Source organism: Burkholderia sp. EMB26 (genome assembly GCF_024730645.1).
Lineage (GTDB): Bacteria > Pseudomonadota > Gammaproteobacteria > Burkholderiales > Burkholderiaceae > Burkholderia > Burkholderia cenocepacia.
On the sequence record NZ_CP078070.1, the window covers coordinates 1,533,432 to 1,556,540 of the forward strand.

Below are 23,109 nucleotides of genomic sequence, written 5' to 3' on the forward strand. Positions count from 1 at the left end.
GGCCTTGTCTACCATGATGCCGTCCTCGCGCCACGCGAGCGTTTCTTCACGAGGCCATCATGAGTCTTTCCCCGTTTCACCTGGCGATTCCGGTCTACGACCTGCCGGCCGCGCGCGATTTCTACGGCCGCGTGTTCGGGCTGGAAGAGGGGCGCTCGAGTGCGCAGTGGGTCGATTTCAACTTTTACGGGCATCAGCTCGTGATTCACGAGCATCCGAAAACGGCGTCGCAGGAAGGCGCGCATACGAATGCGGTCGACGGCCACGACGTGCCGGTGCCGCATTTCGGGATCGTGCTCGACTGGCCGAGCTGGGAAGCGCTGGCCGAGCGGCTGCGCGGGTTCGGCGTGACGTTCGTGATCGAGCCGTACGTGCGGTTCCAGGGACAGGTCGGCGAACAGGCGACGATGTTCCTGTTCGATCCGTGCGGCAATGCACTTGAATTCAAGGCGTTTCGCGACATCGGGCAGTTGTTCGCGAAGTGACCGGCGGCGGCGCCAGCGCCGATTGACGTTGGGTGCGAGAATGCGGCCTGCGGCCCGGCCGCGCGCAGATGCGACGGCCGGCACCGCGCCGCACGGTATGGGTCCGTGCGCATCGTTCTCCAAGGAACCCGTATGGACAGTCACATCGCGCCGGTGGCGCTGAACAAGGCCTACCGTCTCCTCAATCACGGCCCGACCGTGCTCGTGTCGGCCCGCCACGACGGCGTCGACAACGTGATGGCCGCCGCCTGGGCGTGCGCGCTGGACTTCCTGCCGCCGAAGCTGACGGTCGTGCTCGACAAATCCGCGAAGACGCGCGAGCTCGTCGAACGCAGCGGCACGTTCGTGATCCAGGTGCCGACAGCCGCGCAACTGCAACTCACGCATGCGGTCGGCAGCCACAGCCTCGCGGAGCGCCCCGACAAGCTGCGCGAAGCGGGCGTCACGCTGTTCGACGTCGACGGCCACGACCTGCCGTTCGTCGCCGGCTGCTCGGGCTGGCTCGCATGCAGGCTGATTCCGGAGCCGCACAACCAGCAGACCTACGACCTGTTCATCGGCGAGGTGGTGGCTGCGTGGTCCGACACGCGCGTGTTTCGCGACGGCCACTGGTATTTCGAATCGGCCGATCCCGCGCTGCGCAGCCTGCACTACATCGCGGGCGGCAATTTCTATGCGATCGGCGAATCGCTGCACGTCGATCCGGACGCGCAGTAAGCGCCGAACGACGACCTTTCCTGCCTCGGGGCGCGCGGCTTACGCGCGCTTTTTCAATTCCGCCAGCATGAGGTCGGCGAACGCCCGCGCGACACGCGGCAGTGTGCGCCCGCGCTTCGCGACGAGCGCGATCGGCCGCACGAACGCCGGATCGTCGATCGGCTTCGCGACCAGGTCGGGTTCGGCGCGCACCTCGCGGGCGGTCGCGGGCAGGATCGTCACGCCGAGGCCGCCGCGCACCATCGCGACGGCCGTCATCATGTAGGTCGGCTCGCACGCGATGTCGGGCGTGCAGCCGGCCGCTTGCAGCGCGGCATCGACGACGCTGCGCACGCTCGTGCCCTGCGCGGTGAGCACGAGCGGCACGCCGGCGACGTCGGCGGTGGCGACGCGGCGCTTGCGCGAGAGCGGATGATTTTTCGGGCACACGGCGACGAGCCGGTCGGCGCCCGCATACAGCACCTCCAGCGACGCATCGAACGTATCGCCGCCGGTCAGCCCGAGATCGGCTTCCTCGTTGCGCACCAGCGCGGTGACGAGGCTCGCGACGCCGTCGCGGATCTCGAAGCCCGCGCGCGGCACGTCGCGCCGGAACGACTGGATCAGCTCCGGCAGCACGCTGGACGCGAAGGTCGGCAGGCACGCGAGCCGCACCGTGCCGCTCGTGCCTTCGCCAAGCGCGCGCGCATCGCGCAGCACGCGTTCCATGTCGTCGAGCGAGCGCTGCAACAGCGGCAGCAACTCGCGCCCGGTCTGCGTGAGCGCGACGCTGCGACTGTTGCGGTCGAACAGGCGCGCGCCGACGATGTCCTCGAGCCGGCGGATCTGCACGGTCAGCGCCGGCTGCGACAGATGCAGCCGCGCGGCGGCGCGCGTGAAGTTGCCGGCGTGCGCGACGGTGACGAACGCGCGAATGTCGCGGAGATTCAGATCCATAACGATTCGTGATTGCTGCGATCAAATCATTTCAATTGTGCTATCGCTGCGCCGACCTTACGCTCGTCTCCAACAAAAGACAAGGTAGGAGACACGGATGCTGCCGTTACTCGGGCTTGGCACGATCGTCGTGCTGCTGGCCGCGATTCTGTCGAAGCGGATGTCGCCGCTCGTCGCGCTGATCGTCGTGCCGATCGCCGCATCGCTGCTCGGCGGCTTCGGGCTGCACACCAGCAAGTTCGTCATCGACGGGCTGAAGGGGCTCGCGCCCGTGGTCGGGATGTTCGTGTTCGCGATCCTCTATTTCGGGACGATCACCGACGCCGGCACGCTCGACCCGATCATCGACCGGATCCTGCGCGCGGTCGGCACGCGGCCGACGCGCATCGTGATGGGCACGACGCTGCTCGCGCTGCTGATTCACCTCGACGGCTCGGGCGCCGTCTGCTTTCTCGTGACGATTCCGGCCGTGCTGCCGCTGTACGACCGGCTGAAGATGGACCGGCGCGTGCTGGCCGCCGCCGTGTCGATGGCCGCCGGCATCAACTTCCTGCCGTGGACCGGGCCGATGATCCGGGCGTCCGCGTCGCTGCACCTGCCGGTGTCGGCGCTGTTCAATCCGCTGATTCCGGTGCAGGCGATCGGGCTCGTGTTCGTGTTCGGCGTCGCGTACTGGCTCGGGCGGCGCGAGGAGAAGCGGCTCGGCCTGTCGCGCGACGACGCGTCGATTCCGCTGCCCAAGCGCGAACTGACGGCCGACGAGCAGGCGTTGCGCCGGCCGCACCTGTTCTGGTTCAACCTCGTGCTGACGCTCGTCGTGCTCGGCACGATGGTCGTGATGGGCGAGAAGATTCCGCCCGCGATCATGTTCATGGTCGGGCTGTGCATCGCGCTGATGGTGAATTACCCCGACGTCGACATGCAGCGAAAGCGCATTGACGCGCATGCGCGTGCCGCGCTGATGATGGCCGGCATCCTGCTCGCGGCCGGCGTGTTCACCGGCATCATGCAGGGCAGCGGGATGCTGAAGGCGATGGCGCAGGCGGCGGTCGGCTTCGTGCCGCCGTCGATGGCCGGCCACATTCCGGTGGCGCTCGGCCTCGCGTCGATGCCGCTCAGCATGCTGTTCGATCCCGATTCGTTCTACTTCGGCGTGCTGCCCGTGATCGCGGAAGTGGCCGGCCAGCTCGGCGTGCCGGCCGTGCAGGTCGGACAGGCGGCGTTGCTCGGCCAGATGACGACGGGCTTTCCGGTCAGCCCGCTCACGCCTGCGACGTTCCTCGTCGTCGGCCTGTGCGGGATCGAGCTGGCCGAGCATCAGAAATTCACGTTTCCGCTGTTGTTCGGCGCGTCGATCGTGATGACGATCGCGTGCGTCGTGCTCGGCGTCTTTTGATTCTTCCCGGCGGGCGTTTCGCCGGACGACGGTACGGACATGACAGCAAAGCAACCTGAACGGCGCGTGCGCATCGGCGCGGGCGCCGGCTACTCGGGCGACCGGATCGAGCCCGCAGTCGAACTGGCCGAACACGGGCAGCTCGACTACCTGGTCTTCGAATGCCTGGCCGAGCGCACGATCGCGATCGCGCAGCAGGCGCGGCGCAACGACCCGGCGCTCGGCTACGATCCGCTGCTCGATGCGCGGATGCACGCGGTGCTGCCGGTCGCGGCGGCCCGGCGCGTGCGCATCGTGTCGAACATGGGCGCGGCGAACCCGCGCGCGGCCGCACGGCGTACCGCGCGGATCGCGCAGTCGCTCGGCATCGCGGGGCTGAAAGTCGCGGCGGTCGAAGGCGACGACGTGCTCGACGTCGTGCTGCGCGGGGCGTTCCGCTTCGAGGAATCGGGCGACGCAGTCGCCGCGTATCGCGACCGCATCGTGTCCGCGAACGCATATCTCGGCGCCGCGCCGATCGTCGATGCACTCGCGGCCGGCGCGGACGTCGTGCTGACCGGGCGCGTCGCCGATCCGTCGCTGTTCGCCGCGCCGCTGATCCATGCGTTCGGCTGGCGGATGGACGACTGGGACCGGCTCGGGCAGGCGACCGTCGTCGGCCATCTGCTCGAATGCGCGGGGCAGGTGACGGGCGGCTATTTCGCCGATCCCGGCTACAAGGACGTGCCGAATCTGGCGCGGCTCGGGTTCCCGATCGGCGAGGTCGCGGCCGACGGCGCGGTCGTGATCACGAAGGTGCCGCATGCGGGCGGCCGCGTGAGCGCGGCGACCTGCAAGGAACAGCTGCTCTACGAGATTCACGACCCGGCACGGTATCTGCAACCCGACGTCGTGGCCGATTTCACGCGCGTGGCGGTCGCCGAGGAAGCGGCCGATCGCGTGCGCGTGACGGGTGGGCGCGGCACCGCGCGGCCCGATACGCTGAAGGTGTCGGTCGCGTATGTCGACGGCTGGATCGGCGAAGGCCAGATCTCGTACGGCGGCCCCGGCGCGCTCGCCCGGGCGCGTCTGGCGCTCGACATCGTTCGAGAGCGGCTCGCGCTGACCGGCGTCGCGGCGCGCGAGCTGCGCTTCGACCTGATCGGCGTCGATGCGCTGTATGGCGACGCGACGCCGGCCGTGCGCGGCGAGCCGGCCGAGGTGCGCGTGCGGGTGGCCGGCCGCGCGGCGAACGCCGCCGAAGCCGCGCGGATCGGCAACGAAGTCGAGACGCTCTATACGAACGGACCGGCCGGCGGCGGCGGCGCGTTCAAGTCGACGCGCGAGGTGATCGCCGTGCAGTCGGTGCTGCTGCCGCGTGCGGCCGTGACGCCGTCGTTTTCATTCGTGGAGGCCTGATGCAACTGCGTGAACTCGCGCATGCGCGCACCGGCGACAAGGGCAATACGCTGAACGTGTCGGTCATCTGCCGCGATCCGCGTCATTACGACCATCTGCGCATGCATCTGGATGCGGAAACGGTGAAGGCATGGCTCGCGGGCATCGTGCACGGCGACGTCGTGCGCTACGAACTGCCGGCGCTCGGCGCGTTCAACTTCGTGCTGCGCGATGCGCTCGGCGGCGGCGTGACGCGCTCGCTCGCGCTCGACGCGCACGGCAAGTCGGTCAGTTCGGCGCTGCTCGCGATCGAGGTGCCCGATCCGGCGTGACGACGGCGTGACGACGGCGTCGCGGCCCGGACGCGGCAGGGCGCTTACGGAATCAGCAGTTCGCGACGGCCGTCCGCGTGCGCGATGCGCTCGCCGGCGATCTGCAGGCGCTGATCCCGACGATAGTCGTACACCGCCCGCGACGCGGCGAGCTGATCGAAATCGAGTTCGATCGCGTGCCGCGATTCGGTGTTGCCGGCTTCGAAGATCAGGTTGCCGAACGGGTCGACCGCGAGGCTGCCGCCGGCGAACACGACGTCGTGGCTGCCGCCGCCGACGCGGTTGGCGACCGCCGCGAACACCTGGTTCTCCATCGCGCGCGCCGTCACCGACGTGCGGTGGACGTTGCGGTACGGCTCCATGTTGCCGTCGGTCACGAGGATCAGTTGCGCGCCGAGCGCGGCGAGCGCGCGGCCGGTTTCCGGGAATTCGCTGTCGTAGCAGATCAGCAGGCCGATCCGCACGCCGCGCCATTCGACCGTCGCGTAGCGGTCGCCGGGCAGCACGACGCCGTGCTCGCCGACCCACAGGTGCGTCTTGCGGTAGCGCAGCGCGATGCCGTTCGGCGTGACGAACACGGTCGTGTTGTAGAAGCGGCCGCCATCGTTCTCGATCAGCCCGACCACGACCGCGACGTCGCGCGCGCGGGCGGCCGCGATCACCGCACCGACGCTCGGGCCGTCGAGCGGCTCGGCGAGTTCGGCGAGATTCGACGGATCGAGGAAGCCGGTGAGCTGCGCTTCCGGGAACATCACGAGGTCGGTGCCGGGGGCGCAGGTCGCGATCGCTTCGAGCGTGCGCCGCAGGTTGGTGGGCGTGTCGCCGTCGCGGCCGGCGAGCTGCACGATGTCGAGCTTCAGCTTCATGGGTGGTTTCGGGGGCAGTGGCCCGTCGCGACAGGCGGCGGAGCGTTGGAACGAGGTCCTAGTATGCGCCGAACCCTGTCGTTGCCCATCCCGCCGACGTGCTAACCCGTTGGGGGTATTGATCTCGTGAACGACGTGCGGGCAGCCATGAAAAAAAACGCCGACCCTTCGGAAAGGGTCGGCGAACAGGTCCTGACTGACGAGGAGGTGCCATCAGAACCCAGGCCAGCGTCTGCCGCCCGTTTCGTGTCGAACGGGCAGACCGGATCGGGTCGCGCAAGGATAGGGGCGTGCCGTTCGTTTGCACAGAAGGCGCAGCCGATAGCGCGTATCGGCGGTACGGGAGGGGCGCAATGCGGGCCGCGAACGCGTCACGCCACCCGATCGTCACGTATCGGTCTGCGCCTTCAGGAACAGCGCAAACAGTTCAGACTGCGAATTGATCGCGAGCTTCACGTAGATGTTGCGCCGGTGCACCTTGACCGTTTCGGCCGAGATGTCCAGCTTGCTCGCGACTTCCTTGTTCGAGCGTCCGCTCAGGATCAGCCGGATCACGTCGAGCTCGCGCGCGGTGAGCGGCGTGCCGAGCCGTGCCATCGCGTGCTCGAAGCCGTTCCCGGCATCGGCGCCGGGCCGGCGCGACGGAGCCGGTTCGGCCAGCATGGGCTCGTATGCGAGGCGCTGGCGCATCAGCGCGGCGACCCACGGCCGTACCAGGTCGAGCAGTGCCACGTGTTCGGGGCTGAAGCGCCGCTTGCTGCCGAGCGACAGGCACAGCGTGCGCGTGTCATCGAGCACGACGTTGAACTGCACCTCGTCCTCGACGACGTTGTGCGTGAAATAGCGCGTGTAGTACTCGGTGTCGCGAAAGCACTCGGGCGCGACGTCGGACAGCCGGAACAGGCCGCTCGTCGGCGCGTCGCGGTTCGCGATGTAGAACGGGTCCAGCAGGTACAGCCCCTGCACGTAGTCGCGGAACAGCGGATCGGGGCCGCCGCCTTCGTATGCGCATTCGGCGAACACCTGCGGGCGGCCGTCGCCGAACATCAGCGCGACCCAGCTGTCGACCGCGACGTATTCCTCGATCAGCCGGATCAGCGACAGCCAGAAACCCGGCTGGTCGAGCGTCTCGATGAGCCGCCCGACCGAGCGGTGCCAGGCGACGTCCTGCAAGGTCAGGTTCATGCGGGTGTCCATGTCGGGGGGGGCGGCCGTACGGCGCGTGCGGCGCCGCGCCGTGCGTGGACGCGACGGCCTCGCCGGCCGATTCCCGCGCGCATCGTACGGAGCCTGGAGTGAAGAACGAGATCGTAACGCCGGCCGACGCGATTGGCGAGGCCGTGCGGCGTGGCCGGTGCGCGGCACCGGCATCGCGCCACGGCAACCGTGATCGTGCACACTTGCAACTTTCCGCAACGTTTCTTTCCGACCAGAACGAACCTCGTCATGACCGTCCCGCACCGGAACACACGTCTCGAGCCGCTCGCGGCTTCGCTCGCCGCACTTGGCGCACTCGCGGTACTCACGGCGCTCTCCGCGCCGTCGCCCGTTCATGCGGCCGAGCCGGTCCAGCTTGACCGTTCGTTGAAGACCTTCGTCCACGACACGTACGGCAACTGGCGTGCCGACCGCAAGGGTTGGCAGGCAGACGGCGACGATTTCATCTATGCGCCGTGCGGTTCGCTGCGCGTCGCGACCGCGGACGGCCCGCGCACGCTGCTCGCGATGTGCGGCGAGACCGAGGCTGCGGTACAGAACGGAATGCCGGGCATGGATTCGGACGCTTCGACCGGCGCGATCGATTTGTACGTGCTGAAGCCGACGGCCGACGGCAAGACGCTCGAGCCGATCGTGAAGAAGATGCAGATCGCGTCGGGCCAGCGCGGCGAGCCCGGCACGGTGCGCATCGAGCGGCTCGGGCCGCACCTGTTCGGGTTCGTCATCGCCGAAGGGGACATGCGGCAAGGCTATACGCAAACCTTCCGGTCGATCTGGCTGCCGTACGGCAATGCGCTGGTGCTGGCGGCGGCGCGCATCGACGAGGCGCTCGACAATGCCGAATCGAGCGAATGTGCGAATGCGCGGGCGCGTTGCGAGGAACGGCGCTTCGAGATCGCGCCGGACCTGGCCGGCGCCGGCGACGTCTATCCGCTGACGGTCACGGAAACGGGCACGCGCGGCGGCAAGGCCATCCACGCGCGCCATACGGTGAAGTTCGACGCGGCACGGGGCCGCTACGTCGTGCCGAAGGCATTGCGCGAAGGGTACTGATGCTTCGCGCAGGCACGGGCGGCATGGCGCCGCCCGCGCCTCACACGTACAGATAGCGCACGAGGTGGAAGAACACCGGCGCGGCGAAGCAGATCGAATCGACGCGATCGAGCATCCCGCCGTGGCCGGCGATCATCGAGCCCCAGTCCTTCGTGCCGAGCGAGCGCTTGACGGCCGACAGCACGAGCCCGCCGACGAAGCCCGCGATCACGATCGCGAGCGAGATCCCGAACGCCGCGCCGAAGCTGAACGGCGTCACGCGATACAGCGAGGCGCCGCACAGCGTGGCCAGCAGGCCGCCGCCGACGAAGCCCTCGATCGTCTTCGACGGCGACAGCTGCGGCGCGATCTTGCGGCGTCCGAACAGCTTGCCGACCACGTATTGCAGCACGTCGCTGATCTGCACGACGAACAGGAAGAAGAACAGCAGCAGCGCGTTCTGCCCGGCGTAGCGCGGGATGTCGAGAATCAGCACGGCCGGCGCGTGGCTCAGCCCGTACACGCACACCATCAGCGCCCAGTTGATCTTCGCGTTGCGGCTCAGGAATTCGCGCGTGTCCTGCGTGAGCGCCGACACGAGCGACATCGCGAAGAACAGGTGCACCGGCACGAAGATCGAGTACATCCCGTACCAGTTGATGCCGAGCAGCAGGTACTGCACGGGGATCGCGACGAAGAACGCGATGAAGAGCGTCGTGTGGTCGCTCGCGGTGGTCGGCGTGAGCGTGATGAATTCGCGCAGCGTCAGGTACGACAGCAGCGCGAACACCAGATACGTGACGTTGTTGCCGAGGCCGATCGCGACGGCCATGATCGCGATCATCGCCCACCACGCGCGGATGCGCTGGTTCAGGTTGACGATGGTCGCGCTCGTGCCGCCGCTGCGCGCGCCGAGGATCGCGCCGATCACGGTCGCGACGACGAGCACGCCCGTGACGCCCGCGACCAGTTCCCAGAAGAGGGTTCGCATGGTTGATGTCCGGAAAAGGAAGAAGGGGGCGCCGCGTTCAGCCGGCGGGCCGCTGCGGCGGCGCGAGCGCGATGACCGCGTCGCGCATGCGGGCGAGGAACGTCGGCTTGTCTTCCTGAGCGCCGAGCGCTTCGTTCGCGCCGAAATGCACCTTGCAGATCAGCGGCACGGGCCAGATCGCGCCCTTCGGCATGATGCGCTGCAGGTTCTCGAGATAGACGGGCGCGAGCGCCACGTCCGGGAACTCGGTCGCGAGATGGAACAGCCCGCTCTTGAACGGCTGCGGCAATACGTCGGCGCCGCGCGTGCCTTCCGGGAAGATGATGATCGAGTGACCCTGCCGCAGCGCGTCGCGCACCGGATCGAGCGGGTCGCCCCCGGATTCGCGATGACGGTCGATCAGCACGACGTTCAGCAGCTTCTGCGCGATGTGGCGCTTCAGGTCGCTGCTGTCCCAGTAATCGCGCGCGGCGACCGGCCGCACGACCGCACGCACGTCGCGCGGCAGCGCGGCGAGGATCGCGAGCGTGTCGATGTGGCTCGTATGGTTCGAGAAGTAGATCTTCTGCGTCGGGGACGGCGGCGCCTGATGCCAGACCGGATACGCGCCGGCGACGAGCCGCACGATGGACAGCAGGAAATCGCGCTGCCAGACGTTGAGGATGTTCATCGGCGCGCTGCCTCCTGCGTGCATGCCCGGCCCGCTGCGCATGCGCGGCGGGCGGAACCCCGGAATGCCGGCGCGGCAGGATGCGCGCCGGACGGCTCTTGTTTAAATTTTTTCAAATTCGTGGCTGCCTGTCGCAGGTCCGCGATAATCGGACGATTCGCCGTCGCACGCTGTTGCGTCGCGGCGAATGCGCCGGTCTGCGGCGTGATAATCGGCTGTTGCACGAGTGCCCGTCTGCAGTTCGAATCGATCTCGCTGCGCTCGGGCCAGCGGATTATCGCGAGTTTCGCCAAAAAACGCCAGATTGGCGCCGCGCGGCCGGCCGGCCGCATGCTTGACGCATCGGGGCGGCTCGGCGACGATGAGGGCCGTTCCAGCCAGGCCGGCCAAGGCCGTTTCGCCGCCCGGGGCATCGCGGCGGGAAATGCATCCGACCGTGCCGCACGAATAAAACGAATACGAAACGATGAGCCTCTACGCACTCAAACCCAAATTCCAGAATCGTCTGCGCCCGTTCGCGAATTCGCTCGCCGAACGCGGCGTCACGGCCAACCAGGTCACGCTGTTCGCGGCCGGCGGCTCGATCGTCGTCGGCGCGCTCGCCGGGCTCGGCGTGTTCGCCCGCGCGCTGTTCCTGCTGATTCCGCTGTGGCTGTTCGCGCGGATGGCGCTCAATGCGATCGACGGGATGCTCGCGCGCGAGCACGGGCAGAAGAGCACGCTCGGCGCGTACCTGAACGAGCTGGGCGACATCGTCTCCGATGTCGCGCTGGTGCTGCCGTTCCTCGCCATTCCCGCGTTCGCTCCGGCGGACGTCTGGCTGTTCGCGCTGACGGCGGTGATCGTCGAATGCGCGGGGCTGATCGGCCCGCTCGTCGGCGCGACGCGCCGCTACGACGGCCCGTTCGGCAAGAGCGACCGGGCGCTGGCACTGGGCGCGTTCGCGCTGTGGATCGGCTTCGGTTTGCCGGTCGGCAGCGTCGCCGCGTGGCTGTGGCGGCTGCTGATCGTGCTGTCGATCGTGACGGTGGTGCGGCGCGTCCAGGCCGGCATCGCCGAAGCGGGCGGCTGACGGCAGCCGACGCGAAAGCCGGACCGGCGCCGGAGGGCGGCGCCGCACACATTCGAATAACGAAACGAGAGAGATCGCATGAGCGCACGCACGGCCCGTGAGGCCGACTTCATCACGCACGACGGCGAAACGCTGTTCTATCGTCACTGGCCTGCCACAGGCGCGCGCTGCCGCGGCGCCATCGTGCTGCTGCACCGCGGCCACGAACATTCGGCGCGCGTCGCGCACCTCGTCGACGAGCTCGACCTGCCGGAGTTCGCCTTTTTTGCATGGGACGCACGCGGCCACGGCCGCTCGCCGGGCGCGCGCGGCTACAGCCCGAGCGCGGCCGCGTCGGTGCGCGACCTGCAGACCTTCGTCGAGCATATCCGCGACACGCACGGCATCGCGATCGAGGAGATGGCCGTGGTCGGCCAGAGCGTCGGCGCGGTGCTCGCGGCGACCTGGGCGCACGACTACGCGCCGCCGATCCGCGCGCTGGTCGTCGCGTCGCCGGCGTTCCACATCAAGCTCTACGTGCCGTTCGCGCGGCCCGGGCTGCGACTGATGCACAAGCTGCGCGGGCTGTTCTACGTGAACAGCTACGTGAAACCGAAATTCCTCACGCACGATCCCGAGCGAATCGCGAGCTACGCGTCCGATCCGCTGATCACGCGGCCGATCGCGGTCAACATGCTGCTCGACCTGCACGATACCGCGCAGCGGATCGTCGCCGACGCGGCCGCGATCACCGTGCCCACGCAACTGCTGATTTCGGGCGCCGACTGGGTCGTGCATCGCGGCCCGCAGGACCGCTTCTTCGAACGGCTCGGCTCGGGGCGCAAGGAGCGCATCGTGCTGCCGGGCTTCTACCACGACACGCTCGGCGAGCGCGACCGTGCGCAGGCGCTCGCGCCGCTGCGCGCGTTCGTGCTGCGCGAATTCGATGCGCCGAGCCCGCGCGTGTCGCTCGTCGATGCCGACCGGCGCGGCGCGTTCCACGACGAATATGCGGCGCTCGGCCGGCCGCCGGCCAACGTGTTCGCGCGGGCGTACTGGGCGCTCACGCGCGCCGGCCTGAAGGCCGGCGGCGCGCTGTCGGACGGCATCGCGCTCGGGCTGCGGCTCGGCTTCGATTCGGGCTCGACGCTCGACTACGTGTACCGCAACCGCGCGCAGGGGCGGCTCGGCGTCGGCGCGCTGATCGACCGCACGTATCTCGATTCGCCCGGCTGGGTCGGCATCCGCCAGCGCAAGGTGCATCTGCAGGAACTGATCGGCGCGGCGATCGGCCGCCTGCGCGGGCACGGCTCGCCGGTGCGGATCGTCGACATCGCGGCCGGCCACGGGCGCTACGTGCTCGACGCGATCGCAATGGCCGCCGAGCGCGACGGCGCGGCGCCCGACGACATCACGCTGCGCGACTACAGCCCGCCGAACGTCGAGGCCGGGCGCGTGCTGATCGCGCAGCGCGGCCTCGAGCCGATCGCGCGCTTCGAACGCGGCGACGCGTTCGACGAGGCGTCGCTCGCGACGCTCGAGCCGCGGCCGACGCTCGCGATCGTGTCGGGCCTGTACGAGCTGTTCGGCGAGAACGCGCTGATCGAGCGTTCGCTGCGCGGGCTCGCGCAGGCCGTGCCGCCGGGCGGCTATCTCGTCTATACGGGGCAGCCGTGGCATCCGCAGCTCGAATTCATCGCCCGCGCGCTGAACAACCACCGCGGCGAGTCGACCTGGGTGATGCGACGCCGTTCGCAAGCCGAAATGGACGAGCTCGTCGCGCGGGCGGGCTTCCGCAAGCTCGACCAGCGGATCGACGAGATGGGCATCTTCACGGTGAGCCTCGCGCAGCGGGTCGACGCGTCATGAGCGCGCTCGGCGGCGGCGCGGGTGCGGGCGACGGGCTGACCGAGCCGGCGGCCGGCGCGCGCGACGCGTCGTTCGCGCTGCGCTTCGGCTGGCTCGCGGCGATGGGCGCGGTGTTCTTCTCGACCTACGGCTTCGCGAACTGGCTCGCGGCGCGCCGCGCCGCGGTGCCGACCTTCGCGTTCGGCTGGGAGCAGGCGATCCCGTTCGTGCCGTGGACGATCGTGCCGTACTGGTCGATCGACCTGCTGTATGCGCTGTCGTTCTTCTTCTGGACGCGCCGCGACGATCTGCTCGATCACGTGAAGCGGCTGCTGACCGTGCAGCTGGTGTCGGTCGCGTGTTTCATCGCGTGGCCGCTGCGCTTCGGCTTCGAGCGACCCGACGCGGGCGGCGTGGCCGGTGCGCTGTTCACGCTGCTGATGGGTTTCGACAAGCCGTTCAACCAGGCGCCGTCGCTGCATATCGGGTTGCTGGTCGTGCTGTGGGCCGTCTATGCGAAGCATCTGCGCGGCACGTTCGCCCGCGTCGTGCTGCATTTGTGGTTCGCGGCAATCGGCGTGTCGGTGCTGACGACCTACCAGCATCACGCGATCGACGTGCCGACCGGGGCGGCCGTCGGCTGTCTCGCACTGTTCCTGTTTCCGTTGCGCGATGCCGCGGGCCGATTGCCGGGCGCCGAGGCGTCGCCATCCGCAGCCGGCCGCGCGCTCGCGCGCCGCTACGCGTGCGGCGCCGCACTGGTCGCACTCGCGGCGCTGGCGTGCGTGCCGCGCGCGCCGGGCTGGGCGCTGGCGGCAGGGTGGGTCGCGCTGGCGCTCGCCTGCGTCGCATGGGCTTATCGACGTGGCGCGCCCGGCGCGTTCCAGAAGGATGTGCACGGACGGTTACCGGTCTTCATCGGCTGGCTGCTCGCGCCGACGATCGCCGGCGCGTTCGTCAATTCGCGGCTGTGGACGTTCCGGCAGCCGGCGCCGGTGCGGATCGACGAGCGTGTGTCGATCGGCCGGACGCCGACGACGCGCGACATCCGGCGCGACGGCTTCACCGCGCTGGTCGACCTGACCGCCGAGATGCCGCGCTGGGCGGCGGCCGATGCAGCGCTCGCGTATGCGTCGGTGCCGCAGCTCGATCTCGTCGCCCCGACCGCGGCGCAGCTCGCGCAGGCCGTCGCGGCGCTCGAACGCCTGCACGGCGAGGGGCGCGACGTACTGGTCTGCTGCGCGCTCGGCTATGGCCGCAGCGTGCTGTGCGCGGCCGCGTGGCTCGCCGCGCGGCGCGGGCTGGCCGATGCGCGCGACGCGCTGGCCGCGGTGCGCGCGGTCCGGCCGCACGCGGTGTGGTCGGATGACGGCGTGGCCGTGCTGCAGCAGTGGATCGATCGCCGTCGCGATGCGGGGCGCGTGTGATGCGCGATCCGTCGGCACCGTTCAGGATTGCCGCCGCGCGCGGCGCGCTCGACGCGGGCGCATGGGCGCTCGTGGCCGCGCTCGCCGCGGCCGGCGCGGGTGGCTGGATCGCGGCGGGCTGGGCGCCGGCGACGCTCGCCCGCGTGCTGCTGGCCGCCGTCAGCGCGGGGGCGGGGATCGCGGCGCTGTGGTACGCGGTTCGTATCGAGATCGACCGGCGGTTGTTTGCCGCGCTGGCGCGGACGGTGGGCGACGACGGGGCGGTCGACGACGGGCTCGCGGCGCTCGATCGCGCGCTCGCCGATCTGGGCTGGATCGACGCGGCGAAGGCCGGGCGCACGCTCGACGCGCGCGTGCGCGGCGCGGTCGGGCTGTGCCGGGCCGCCGTGCTGGTGGCGATCGTGCAGTGGCTCGTCGTCGGGATCGCGATCGCGGTGTCGCCGATCGGTTAGCGAGGGGCGGTGCCGGTGCGCCGCGATCGTGTTCGATGGGTTTCCTGCAGCGTCTGGTTCGGGTGCGCGGTCGGTACGTTCTTCGTATGGGCGCCGTTGGCCGACCGTTTCACACCGCCGGTGCGGATAGCCGGCCGTAGCGCCCCTGTCGTTCGACCGATGCGCCGACCGGCCGCGCGCGGGCCGCGTGCGTCGCGCATGCGCGTCATCGCGGAGGCCGGGGGCGGGCGAAGCCGGAGCGCGCGCGATCGACGGCAACCGGCCCTGCGTCAGCGTGCTCGCAGGGGCCGGCCTCGGATTTCGCGATTTCGACCTGCGTCGCGCTGCTACCCGCCCCGGTGGCGGATGGCGGCGTCGACGAATTGATCCAGGTCAGTTTTTCACGAAGAAAATACGTCGCGCGACGCGCGCTTGCGGTAGCATACGCGCCGCTCGCGGCAGCGCGTTCCGGGCGGCCTGCAACGGGCCGCCACCGGTGCCCCGGCCGGCCGCCGTGCGTCGGAACGACGCCGTTCCGGCCATCCGGCAGCAACGGCGCAATTCTTGCCATTCACTCTTCCTGCGCAGCATTTCCGACCGCATTGAGATTTTTTTCGCTTCTCAGTCGCGAATCACGGTAAGTTCTGTTCTATTTTTGAGATAGTGTGACGAATGGGCGGCCGCCGGTGCCAGGCGCGCCGCCGCGCGGCGAACCGATCATTGAAGAATCCGCCGCGTCGTTCCGATAAATGCAATCAGGCCATGAATGAGGGGAAGCAGAGGGGATGTGCACTTACGGGCATAGCTGCTTTGCGCGCGTCGCTTTCGACGCGCAGAAGGACGGGACCATCGTGACGAAGCGGAGCGGTGCATGAAGCCGGCCGTGTCGCTGTTCGTCCTCGCGACCGCGATGACCGGCGCTTTCCATGCGGCCGCGCTGTCGGCCGCGCCGATGCCGGCGGTGCCGGCCGCCGCTTCGACGGCCGCTGCCGGTCACGCGGCGGCGGCCGATGTCGCGCCCGCCGCGGGGCCCGTGGCCGCGCCGGCGGCGGCCAGCGCGCCGGCCGCCGGCCTGCCGGCGACGACCGTGCATGTGCCGTTCGCGTCGCTCGGCGCGTTCGATCCGCTGCGCCTGCGCGGCGCCGACGACGCGCGCACGATCAACGCCGGCGTGCGGCTCGACCGCGTGATCACCGGCGCGCGGTTGCGCCTGACCTACGCGTATTCGCCGTCGCTGGTCTTTCCGCTGTCGCACCTGAAGGTGTCGGTGAACGGCGAGGTGGTCGCGACCGTCCCGTTCGACGCCGCGCGCGCGGGCCGCACGGTGACGCAAGAGATCCCGATCGATCCGCGCTACTTCTCCGATTTCAACCAGATCGGCCTGCGCCTGATCGCGCACTACACGCTCGACCATTGCGAGGATCCGTCGAACTCGGCGCTGTGGGCCGACGTGAGCCCGACGAGCGAGCTGATCCTCGACGAATCGCCGGTGCGCCTGCCGAACGATCTCGCGCTGCTGCCCGCACCGTTCTTCGACCGGCGCGACAACGGCCGCGTGCGGCTGCCGTTCGTGCTGCCGGCGACGGCCGATTCGGCGACGCTGCGCAGTGCGGGCGTGCTCGCGTCGTGGTTCGGCGCGCTGGCCGACTACCGGCATGCGCGTTTCCCGGTGTCGGCCGCGTTGCCGGCCGACGACCAGGCCGTCGTGGTCGGCACGGCCGCGACGCTGCCGGCCGGTCTCGCGCTCCCACCCGTCAACGGCCCGCTGCTCGCGGTCGCCGACAACCCGGCCGCGCCGGGGCGCAAGCTGCTGGTCGTCACGGGCCGCACGGCGGCCGAGATCGACGACGCGGTCGCGACGCTCGTGCTGGGCCGCGCGGCATTGTCGGGGCCGGCGGCGTCGGTCGCGCACGTCGATCTGGGCGCGCCGCGCAAGCCGTACGACGCACCGCGCTGGCTGCCGGTGAACCGGCCGATCGCGTTCCGCGAGCTCGTCGACGATCCGCGCCAGCTCGAAGTGCGCGGCACGACGCCCGACGCGATCCGGCTGAACCTGCGCGTGCCGGCCGATCTGCATTCGTGGAACGGCGCGGGCGTGCCGATCACGCTGCGCTACCGCTACACGGCGCCGACCGTGCAGGACAACTCGACGCTCGCGGTCGAGATCAACGATCAGCTCGTGAAGTCGTACCGGCTCGGGCCGGCCCACGCCGAAGACGCGCACGGCCGCATGCAGCTGCCGCTGCTGTCGGTGCCGGAAGGGCGCGTGACGAGCGACGTCGACATTCCCGCGTTTCGCGTCGGCAGCGGCAACCAGCTGCAGTTCCGCTTCTCGCTCGATTCGCAGAAGACGGGCCTGTGTTCGAGCACGGCCACCGAGCCGCAGCGCGCGGCGATCGATCCGGATTCGACGATCGACTTCTCGCACTTCGTTCATTACGCGCAATTGCCGAACCTCGCGTTCTTCGCGAACAGCGGCTTCCCGTTCACGCGCTTCGCCGACCTGTCGCAGACGGCCATCGTGCTGCCCGAGCGGCCGTCGCCGCAGGAACTCGAGGCCTACTTGACGATGCTCGGCCACATGGGCGAATGGACCGGCTTCCCGGCGCTGCGCGTGCAAGTTGCGCGGCCCGGCGACGTCGCCGCGCTGTCCGGGCACAAGGATCTGCTCGTGATCGACGGCTCGCCGGCGTCGCCGCTGCTCGCGCACTGGCGCGCGGCGCTGCCGCTCGCGATCGGCGAGCAGGGTGGCGCCGGCGGCGGCGCGACGCGCGTCGCGTTCACGGTGAAGGAGCGCTGGCGCAACGGCGTGGGCCTCGCCGACGGCGGCGCGCACATCGAACAGACGGGCCCGCTCGCGGCGCTCGCCGGTTTCGAGCTGCCGGGCAGCCGCGGCCGCAGCGTCGTCGCGCTGACGGCGACCGACCAGGCGCGCCTCGGCGATCTGCTCGACGTGTTCGAGAACGCCGGGCTCGTGTCGCAACTGCAGGGCGACCTCGCACTGGTGCGGCCGGGGCAGGTCGACAGCCTGCGGGTCGGCGAGCCTTACGTGGTCGGCTTCGTGCCGTGGTATGCGCGCGTGTGGACGGAGGCGGCGCGGCATCCGGTCGTGCTCGGCGCGGTCGGCGTCGTCGCGGGGCTGCTGCTCGCGCTCGGCGTGTTCAGCGTGCTGCAGCGCATCGCCGCGCGTCGACGGGGGATGTAACGGATGGCGCGGGCAATGACGAAGCGACGGGCAACGCGGCCGGCGCGGCGTGTCGGCGCGACGTTCGCGCTGGCGCTGGCGGTGACGTGCGCGGCGGCCGGCATGGCCACGCGCGCGCACGCCGCCGGGACTGGCGCGGCCGACGCGGCCAGCGCCGGATGCAGCGCGGCGTGGCCGCGCTGGGACGCGTTCAAGCGCGATTTCATCTCGGCCGACGGCCGCGTGATCGACGTCGGCTCGGCCGATTCGCGCACGGTATCGGAGGGGCAGGCGTATGGACTGTTCTTCGCGCTGGTCGCGAACGACCGGCGCATGTTCGACACGATCCTCGCATGGACCGAGAACAACCTCGCGCAGGGCGACCTGAGCGCGCACCTGCCGGCGTGGCTGTGGGGCCGCGCGCCCGACGGCGCGTGGCGCGTGCTCGACGCGAACCCTGCGTCGGACGCCGACCTGTGGATCGCGTATGCACTCGTCGAGGCCGGGCGGCTGTGGCGCGAGCGCAGCTATACGGCGCGCGGCGCGCTGCTCGCGAAGCGCGTGCTCGACGCCGAGACGGCGACCGTGCCGGGCCTCGGCCTCACGCTGCTGCCGGGGCCGACCGGGTTCAAGCTGGCCGACGGCCAATGGCGCGTGAACCCGAGCTATTCGCCGCCGCAGGTGATTCGGGCGCTCGGCGCGCGGCTGCCCGACGACCGTCGCTGGGCCGCGCTGGCGTCCAGTACCGGGCGCGTGCTGCTCGACACCGCGCCGAAGGGGTTCTCGCCGGACTGGGCGCTGTATCGCGCGGGCAAGGGTTTCGGGCCCGATCCGGACACGCATGCGCAGAGCGCGTACAACGCGATCCGCGTGTACCTGTGGGCCGGCATGCTCGACCGTGCCGATCCGCTTGCCGCGCCGCTGCTCGCGAAGTTCGCGCCGTTCGCCGATGCCATCGCCGCGCACGGCGCGCCGCCGGAGCGGGTCGATACGACGACGGGCGTCGCGGGGCCGAACGACGGCAACGGCGGCTTCTCCGCGGCGGCCGTGCCGTTTCTCGACGCGCGCGGCCAGCACGCGCTCGCGGATGCACAGGCGGCCCGCGTCGATACGCTCGCGCGCCAGTCGGCGCCCGGCTACTACACCAGCGTGCTGACGCTGTTCGGCCTCGGATGGCGCGACGGCCGCTACCGGTTCGGTGCGGACGGCACGCTCGACCCCCGCTGGGGAGACCGTTCGTGCGCCGCCCGCTGAAGTGCGCCGCGCCGCACGTCGCGGGATTCGCATGGCTCGCGTCGTCGGTGTGCGCGGCGGCGTCGGGCCCGGCGATCGCGAACTCCGCGACTTCGGCGACACCGTCGACCTCGGCCGCCGCCGATGCGCGGCGCGAACTCGACACCGCGCGGATGTGGGGCATCAAGCATCGCGACGATCTCGCGCGCGATGCGCTGCGCAAGGGCCTGCTGATTGCGCCGGGGGATCCCGAGCTGCTGGCCGAACAGGTGCGCGTGCTGCTGCGGTTGGGCGATGCGAAAGGCGCGCAGGCGTCGCTGGCGCGGCTGCAGGCGCAGTCGCCGAATGTGCCGGCCACGCGGCGGGTGGCCGACGAATACCGGGTCGCGACGAGCGGGCGCGGCGAGATGGCGCAGATCCGGCTGCTCGCGCGCAGCGGCCGTGCCGACGAGGCGGCACGGCGGATCGTCGCGCTGTTTCCGAACGGCGCACCGGCGGGCGCGCTCGGCGCCGAGTATTACCAGATCGTGTCCAATGCGCCGGGCGGGCGTGAGCCGGCGATCGCCGCGCTGCGCCGCGCGATCGCGGCCGATCCGGGCGACACGAGCGCATCGGTCGCGCTCGCGCGGCTGTTGAACCAGCGCGACGACACGCGCGCGGAAGCGAACCGGATCGCCGCGTCGCTCGCGCAGCGCAACGACGCGGACCACACGGAAGCGATGGCGCTGTGGCGGCGCGTGCTGCAATCGGCCGGCAGCGATCCCGCGTATCTCGACGCGCTGCACGCGTATCTCGCGCTCGCGCCGGACGACACCGAATTCCGCGACCGCGCCGCCGGCCTCGATCGGCAGCGCGACGCGCGGCGCCGGCTCGAACGCGATCCCGACTACATCGCGCAACAGCGCGGGCTGCAGGCACTCGCGCGCGGCGATCTGGCCGCCGCCGATCCGCTGCTCGCGCGCGCCGCGCGGGCGCGGGCGGACGACGCCAATGCGCTGGGCGGGCTCGGCCTGCTGCGGCTGCGCGAGGGGCGGCACGACGAAGCGCGCGTGCTGTTCGCGCGGGCCGCGACGCGTGCGACCGACCAGCGCGGCAAATGGCAAAGCCTCGCGCGTACCGCGCAGTTCTGGGGGGTGCTCGCCCAAGGCCGTGAAGCGGCCAGTGCGGGGCGCCCGAAGGAGGCCGAGCGCGCCGCGCGGGCGGCGCTCGCGATGCAGCCGGACAACCCGGACGCGAAGTTGCAGCTCGCCGATGCGCTGCTCGCGCAGCGCGACTGGGCGCAGGCGGAGCCGTTGCTGCGCGGCTTGCTGGCCGCGCGTTCGCCGAGCCTGTCGGCCGTGCGCGACACGGCCACGCTGTACGAAAACACCGGCCGCGCGGACCGGATCGGCCCGTTGCTCGACGCGCTCCAAGGGCGCGTGACGGGCGCCGACGATCGCCGCGCGCTCGACGGCCTGCGCGGCGACCTGCTCGCGAACGAGGCGCGCGCGCTGGCCGACAAGGGCGCACGCGGGCCGGCCGCGCAGCGCTACGAGGCGGCCGTGCGCGCGGCGCCCGACGCGCCGTGGACGCGCTTCGCGCTCGCGCGCCTCTATCGCGACATGGGGCTGCCGCAGCTCGGCCGCACGGTGATGGACGACGGGCTCGCGCAGCGCGATACGCCCGAGATGCGCTACGCGAACGCGCTGTACCGCAACTCGCTCGACGATGTCGCGGGCGCTCAAGCCGTGTTGGCGCCGGTCGACGACGCGCACCGTTCGGACGGGATGCGCGCACTGGCGCGCAAGCTCGATGCCGAAAGCGCGCTGGCCGACGCACGCAGCGCGCATGCACGCGGCGACCGCGCGGCATTTGCCGCCACGCTCGCGCACGCGCAGGCGAGCGCACCGGACGATCCCGACATGCTCGCCGCGATCGGCGCGCAGTGGATCGACGCGGGCGAACCCGAGCGCGGCCTCGCGCCGCTGCGCGACTGGATCGCCGCGCATCCGCGCGAAGCCGACGCGGACGTGCGGCTGCGCTACGGCGACCTGCTCGGCCGCGCGGGGCGCGACGACGCACTCGCCGCGTGGCTCGACACGCTGCGCCGCGACTCGTCGCTGACGCCCGCGCAGACCGCGCGGCTCGAGGATCAGTCGCTGCGGCTCGTGCTGCGGCAGACCGACGACGCGATCGCGCGACAGGACTACGCACAGGCGCGCACGCTGCTCGACCGCGCGAGCCCGGCCGGCCGGGCGGACAAGCGTTACGCGCTCGAACTCGCCGATCTCGAACGCGCGCAGGGCCATTACGATGCCGCGCGCGATGCGCTCGCGCCGGTCGTGGCGCGCACGCCGGACGATGCCGATGTGCAGCTCGCGCTCGCCAGAATCGACGAGGACAGCGGCAACCGTGCCGCCGCACGCGCGCGCGTGCAGGCCGTGCTGGCGCGCACGCCGGACGACGACGTCGACACGCAACTGTCGGCCGTGCGCCGCCTGAACGCGCTGCGCCGCCCGGACGAAGCCGCGCAGGTCACCGACCGGCTGCAGGCCGCGTATCCGGCGCGCGCCGACGTGACGGTCGCGGCCGGACGCGTGGCCGAGGCGCAGGGGCGCTATGACGACGCGGCGTCGCTGTACCGGCTGTCGCAGTCGCAGGAGCGCGCGACGGGCGTGAGCCCGGGCCGCGACGGGTTGACGCCCGCGCAGGCCGCGTTCGCGGATCTGCAGCAGCGGCGCAATCCCGAGATCGAGACCGGCTGGATACCCGCGTACAAATCGGGCGACGAAGGCATCTCGTCGTATCGCGCGCAGCAGGTGCCGATCTATATGCAGATGCCGGTCCGTTACGACGGGCACGTGTTCGCGCAGATCGACACCGTGCATCTCGACCCGGGCACGCTCGACACGAGCAATCCGGACGCCTATTCGCTGAAGACGTTCGGCACCTACGCGGCGCTCCGCGCGCAAAACGGGTTGCCGCCGCCATTCCAGCTGAATCAGCCGGCCGCCGCGCTGCTCGCGAATCCGCCGGGTTCGCTGCACCAGTCGACGACGGGCGTCGCGCTCGGCGCCGGCTATCTGTCGGACGCGTGGCGCGTCGATCTCGGCACGTCGCCGCTCGGCTTCCCCGTGCATTACCTGGTCGGCGGCGTGCGCTATCGCTTCGACGCGGGCCCCGCGAGCTTCTCGGTGAATGCGTCGCGAAGGCCGGAAACGAGCAGCGTGCTGTCGTACGCGGGGATGCGCGACCCGTGGACCGGCGCGGTGTGGGGCGGCGTGCGCCGCGACGGCGTGAACCTGCGTGCGTCGGTCGACGTCGGCCGCACGAACCTGTTCGCGGAGCTCGGCGCGGGCGTGCTGTCCGGCCGCAACGTCGAACGCAACGCGGAAGTCACGCTGCGCACCGGCTTCACGGTGCCCGTGTACGAGCGCGCGACGATGAAGCTCAGCACGGGGCTCGTCGGCAATGCGTGGCACTACGCGCAGAACCTGCGTTACTACACGTACGGGCAGGGCGGCTACTACAGCCCGCAGCGCTACCTGTCGCTCGGCGTGCCGATCGAATGGGCGGGGCGGCGCGATGCGCTGTCGTGGGACCTGACCGTTACCGGCGGGATCTCGAACAGCTACGAAAAGGATTCGCTGTATTACCCGACGTTCTCGGACCAGCGCGCCGCGCAGGTGGCGGCCGGGTTCGTCTATGCGGGCAGCTCGACGCGCGGCGTGTCGTTTTCTTACGGCGTGAACGGCATCGTCGAGTATCGCGTGAACCCGCACCTGAGCGTCGGCGCGCAGTTGCACATCGACCGGTCGCACGACTATGCGCCGAGCTCGGCGCTCGTGTACCTGCGCTATGCGTTCGATGCGCGCGCGCCGCGCAGCTGGCTCGTCACGCCGACGCCGGTGCGGCTTTATTCGGATTACTAGGGAC

Annotated in this window: 19 protein-coding genes; 13 read left to right on the top strand and 6 right to left on the bottom strand. The window is 70.7% G+C overall.

Features of this window, described 5'->3' with window-relative positions:
- The first annotated feature begins 59 nt into the window (after positions 1–59).
- Entirely contained in the window at positions 60–485 is a 426-nt protein-coding gene (locus tag KU887_RS07285) for a VOC family protein (protein ID WP_006497547.1), read from the top strand.
- A gap of 132 nt (positions 486–617) precedes the next feature.
- Complete coding sequence (locus KU887_RS07290) at positions 618–1,202, top strand: flavin reductase family protein (RefSeq protein WP_006481567.1); 585 nt, start codon at positions 618–620, stop codon at positions 1,200–1,202.
- 39 nt (positions 1,203–1,241) lie between these two features.
- Here KU887_RS07290 and KU887_RS07295 read toward each other — a convergent pair whose 3' ends face one another.
- Positions 1,242–2,138, bottom strand: a complete 897-nt coding sequence (locus tag KU887_RS07295) for a LysR family transcriptional regulator (protein WP_258255385.1) — start codon at positions 2,136–2,138, stop codon at positions 1,242–1,244.
- A 97-nt stretch (positions 2,139–2,235) separates the two neighbouring features.
- Between KU887_RS07295 and KU887_RS07300 the strand changes: the two genes are divergently transcribed.
- The 3 genes from KU887_RS07300 to KU887_RS07310 are packed head-to-tail and all read left to right on the top strand — an operon-like array spanning position 2,236 to position 5,243.
- Positions 2,236–3,534: a CitMHS family transporter gene (locus tag KU887_RS07300; protein ID WP_006497544.1), complete on the top strand. Its 1,299-nt coding sequence runs from the start codon at positions 2,236–2,238 to the stop codon at positions 3,532–3,534.
- 39 nt (positions 3,535–3,573) lie between these two features.
- Entirely contained in the window at positions 3,574–4,932 is a 1,359-nt protein-coding gene (locus KU887_RS07305) for an acyclic terpene utilization AtuA family protein (protein WP_058901355.1), read from the top strand.
- Positions 4,932–5,243 carry a hypothetical protein gene (locus KU887_RS07310; RefSeq protein WP_006497542.1) on the top strand — a complete coding sequence of 104 codons (312 nt, stop codon included), beginning with the start codon at positions 4,932–4,934 and terminating at the stop codon, positions 5,241–5,243. Before KU887_RS07305 ends, KU887_RS07310 begins: the two co-directional genes overlap by 1 nt.
- 44 nt (positions 5,244–5,287) lie before the next feature.
- On the opposite strand, the gene KU887_RS07315 is transcribed toward KU887_RS07310, so the two are convergent.
- Together KU887_RS07315 and KU887_RS07320 are read right to left on the bottom strand one after the other, a co-directional pair.
- Complete coding sequence (locus KU887_RS07315) at positions 5,288–6,109, bottom strand: carbon-nitrogen hydrolase family protein (RefSeq protein ID WP_124550901.1); 822 nt, start codon at positions 6,107–6,109, stop codon at positions 5,288–5,290.
- Between the two features lie 387 nt (positions 6,110–6,496).
- On the bottom strand, positions 6,497–7,294 hold the full coding sequence (locus KU887_RS07320; protein ID WP_060263219.1) for a LuxR C-terminal-related transcriptional regulator: 798 nt from the start codon (positions 7,292–7,294) through the stop codon (positions 6,497–6,499).
- 261 nt (positions 7,295–7,555) lie between these two features.
- On the opposite strand from KU887_RS07320, the gene KU887_RS07325 reads away from it, so the two are divergent.
- Positions 7,556–8,380 (top strand): hypothetical protein, encoded by an 825-nt coding sequence (locus tag KU887_RS07325; RefSeq protein WP_062911440.1) that lies wholly within the window; start codon positions 7,556–7,558, stop codon positions 8,378–8,380.
- A 40-nt stretch (positions 8,381–8,420) separates the two neighbouring features.
- Here KU887_RS07325 and KU887_RS07330 read toward each other — a convergent pair whose 3' ends face one another.
- From KU887_RS07330 to KU887_RS07340, 3 genes are all read right to left on the bottom strand, one after another.
- Complete coding sequence (locus KU887_RS07330; RefSeq protein ID WP_006481850.1) at positions 8,421–9,350, bottom strand: phosphatidate cytidylyltransferase; 930 nt, start codon at positions 9,348–9,350, stop codon at positions 8,421–8,423.
- A gap of 37 nt (positions 9,351–9,387) precedes the next feature.
- A complete protein-coding gene (locus KU887_RS07335; protein ID WP_006481857.1) occupies positions 9,388–10,020 on the bottom strand; it encodes a lysophospholipid acyltransferase family protein in 633 nt (210 codons plus the stop codon).
- A gap of 102 nt (positions 10,021–10,122) precedes the next feature.
- Positions 10,123–10,410 (bottom strand): hypothetical protein, encoded by a 288-nt coding sequence (locus KU887_RS07340; RefSeq protein WP_153260034.1) that lies wholly within the window; start codon positions 10,408–10,410, stop codon positions 10,123–10,125.
- Between the two features lie 76 nt (positions 10,411–10,486).
- Here KU887_RS07340 and KU887_RS07345 point away from each other — a divergent pair, with 76 nt between their 5' ends.
- The 7 genes from KU887_RS07345 (at position 10,487) to KU887_RS07375 (ending at position 23,105) form a co-directional block, all read left to right on the top strand.
- Positions 10,487–11,092, top strand: a complete 606-nt coding sequence (locus KU887_RS07345) for a CDP-alcohol phosphatidyltransferase family protein (RefSeq protein ID WP_006481852.1) — start codon at positions 10,487–10,489, stop codon at positions 11,090–11,092.
- 78 nt (positions 11,093–11,170) lie between these two features.
- Complete coding sequence (locus tag KU887_RS07350; protein WP_258255386.1) at positions 11,171–12,940, top strand: bifunctional alpha/beta hydrolase/class I SAM-dependent methyltransferase; 1,770 nt, start codon at positions 11,171–11,173, stop codon at positions 12,938–12,940.
- Positions 12,937–14,346 (top strand): phosphatase PAP2/dual specificity phosphatase family protein, encoded by a 1,410-nt coding sequence (locus KU887_RS07355; protein ID WP_258255387.1) that lies wholly within the window; start codon positions 12,937–12,939, stop codon positions 14,344–14,346. The genes KU887_RS07350 and KU887_RS07355 overlap by 4 nt, the downstream gene beginning before the upstream one ends.
- A complete protein-coding gene (locus KU887_RS07360; RefSeq protein WP_034200706.1) occupies positions 14,346–14,798 on the top strand; it encodes a hypothetical protein in 453 nt (150 codons plus the stop codon). Before KU887_RS07355 ends, KU887_RS07360 begins: the two co-directional genes overlap by 1 nt.
- An 850-nt stretch (positions 14,799–15,648) precedes the next feature.
- The gene (bcsB, locus tag KU887_RS07365; protein WP_258255388.1) at positions 15,649–17,982 is read left to right on the top strand and encodes a cellulose biosynthesis cyclic di-GMP-binding regulatory protein BcsB; all 2,334 of its coding nucleotides are present in this window, start codon (positions 15,649–15,651) and stop codon (positions 17,980–17,982) included.
- Positions 17,983–17,985: 3 nt separating this feature from the next.
- Entirely contained in the window at positions 17,986–19,215 is a 1,230-nt protein-coding gene (gene bcsZ / locus KU887_RS07370) for a cellulose synthase complex periplasmic endoglucanase BcsZ (protein WP_212066594.1), read from the top strand.
- A complete protein-coding gene (locus tag KU887_RS07375) occupies positions 19,200–23,105 on the top strand; it encodes a cellulose synthase subunit BcsC-related outer membrane protein (protein ID WP_258255389.1) in 3,906 nt (1,301 codons plus the stop codon). The genes bcsZ and KU887_RS07375 overlap by 16 nt, the downstream gene beginning before the upstream one ends.
- Positions 23,106–23,109: the final 4 nt, after the last annotated feature.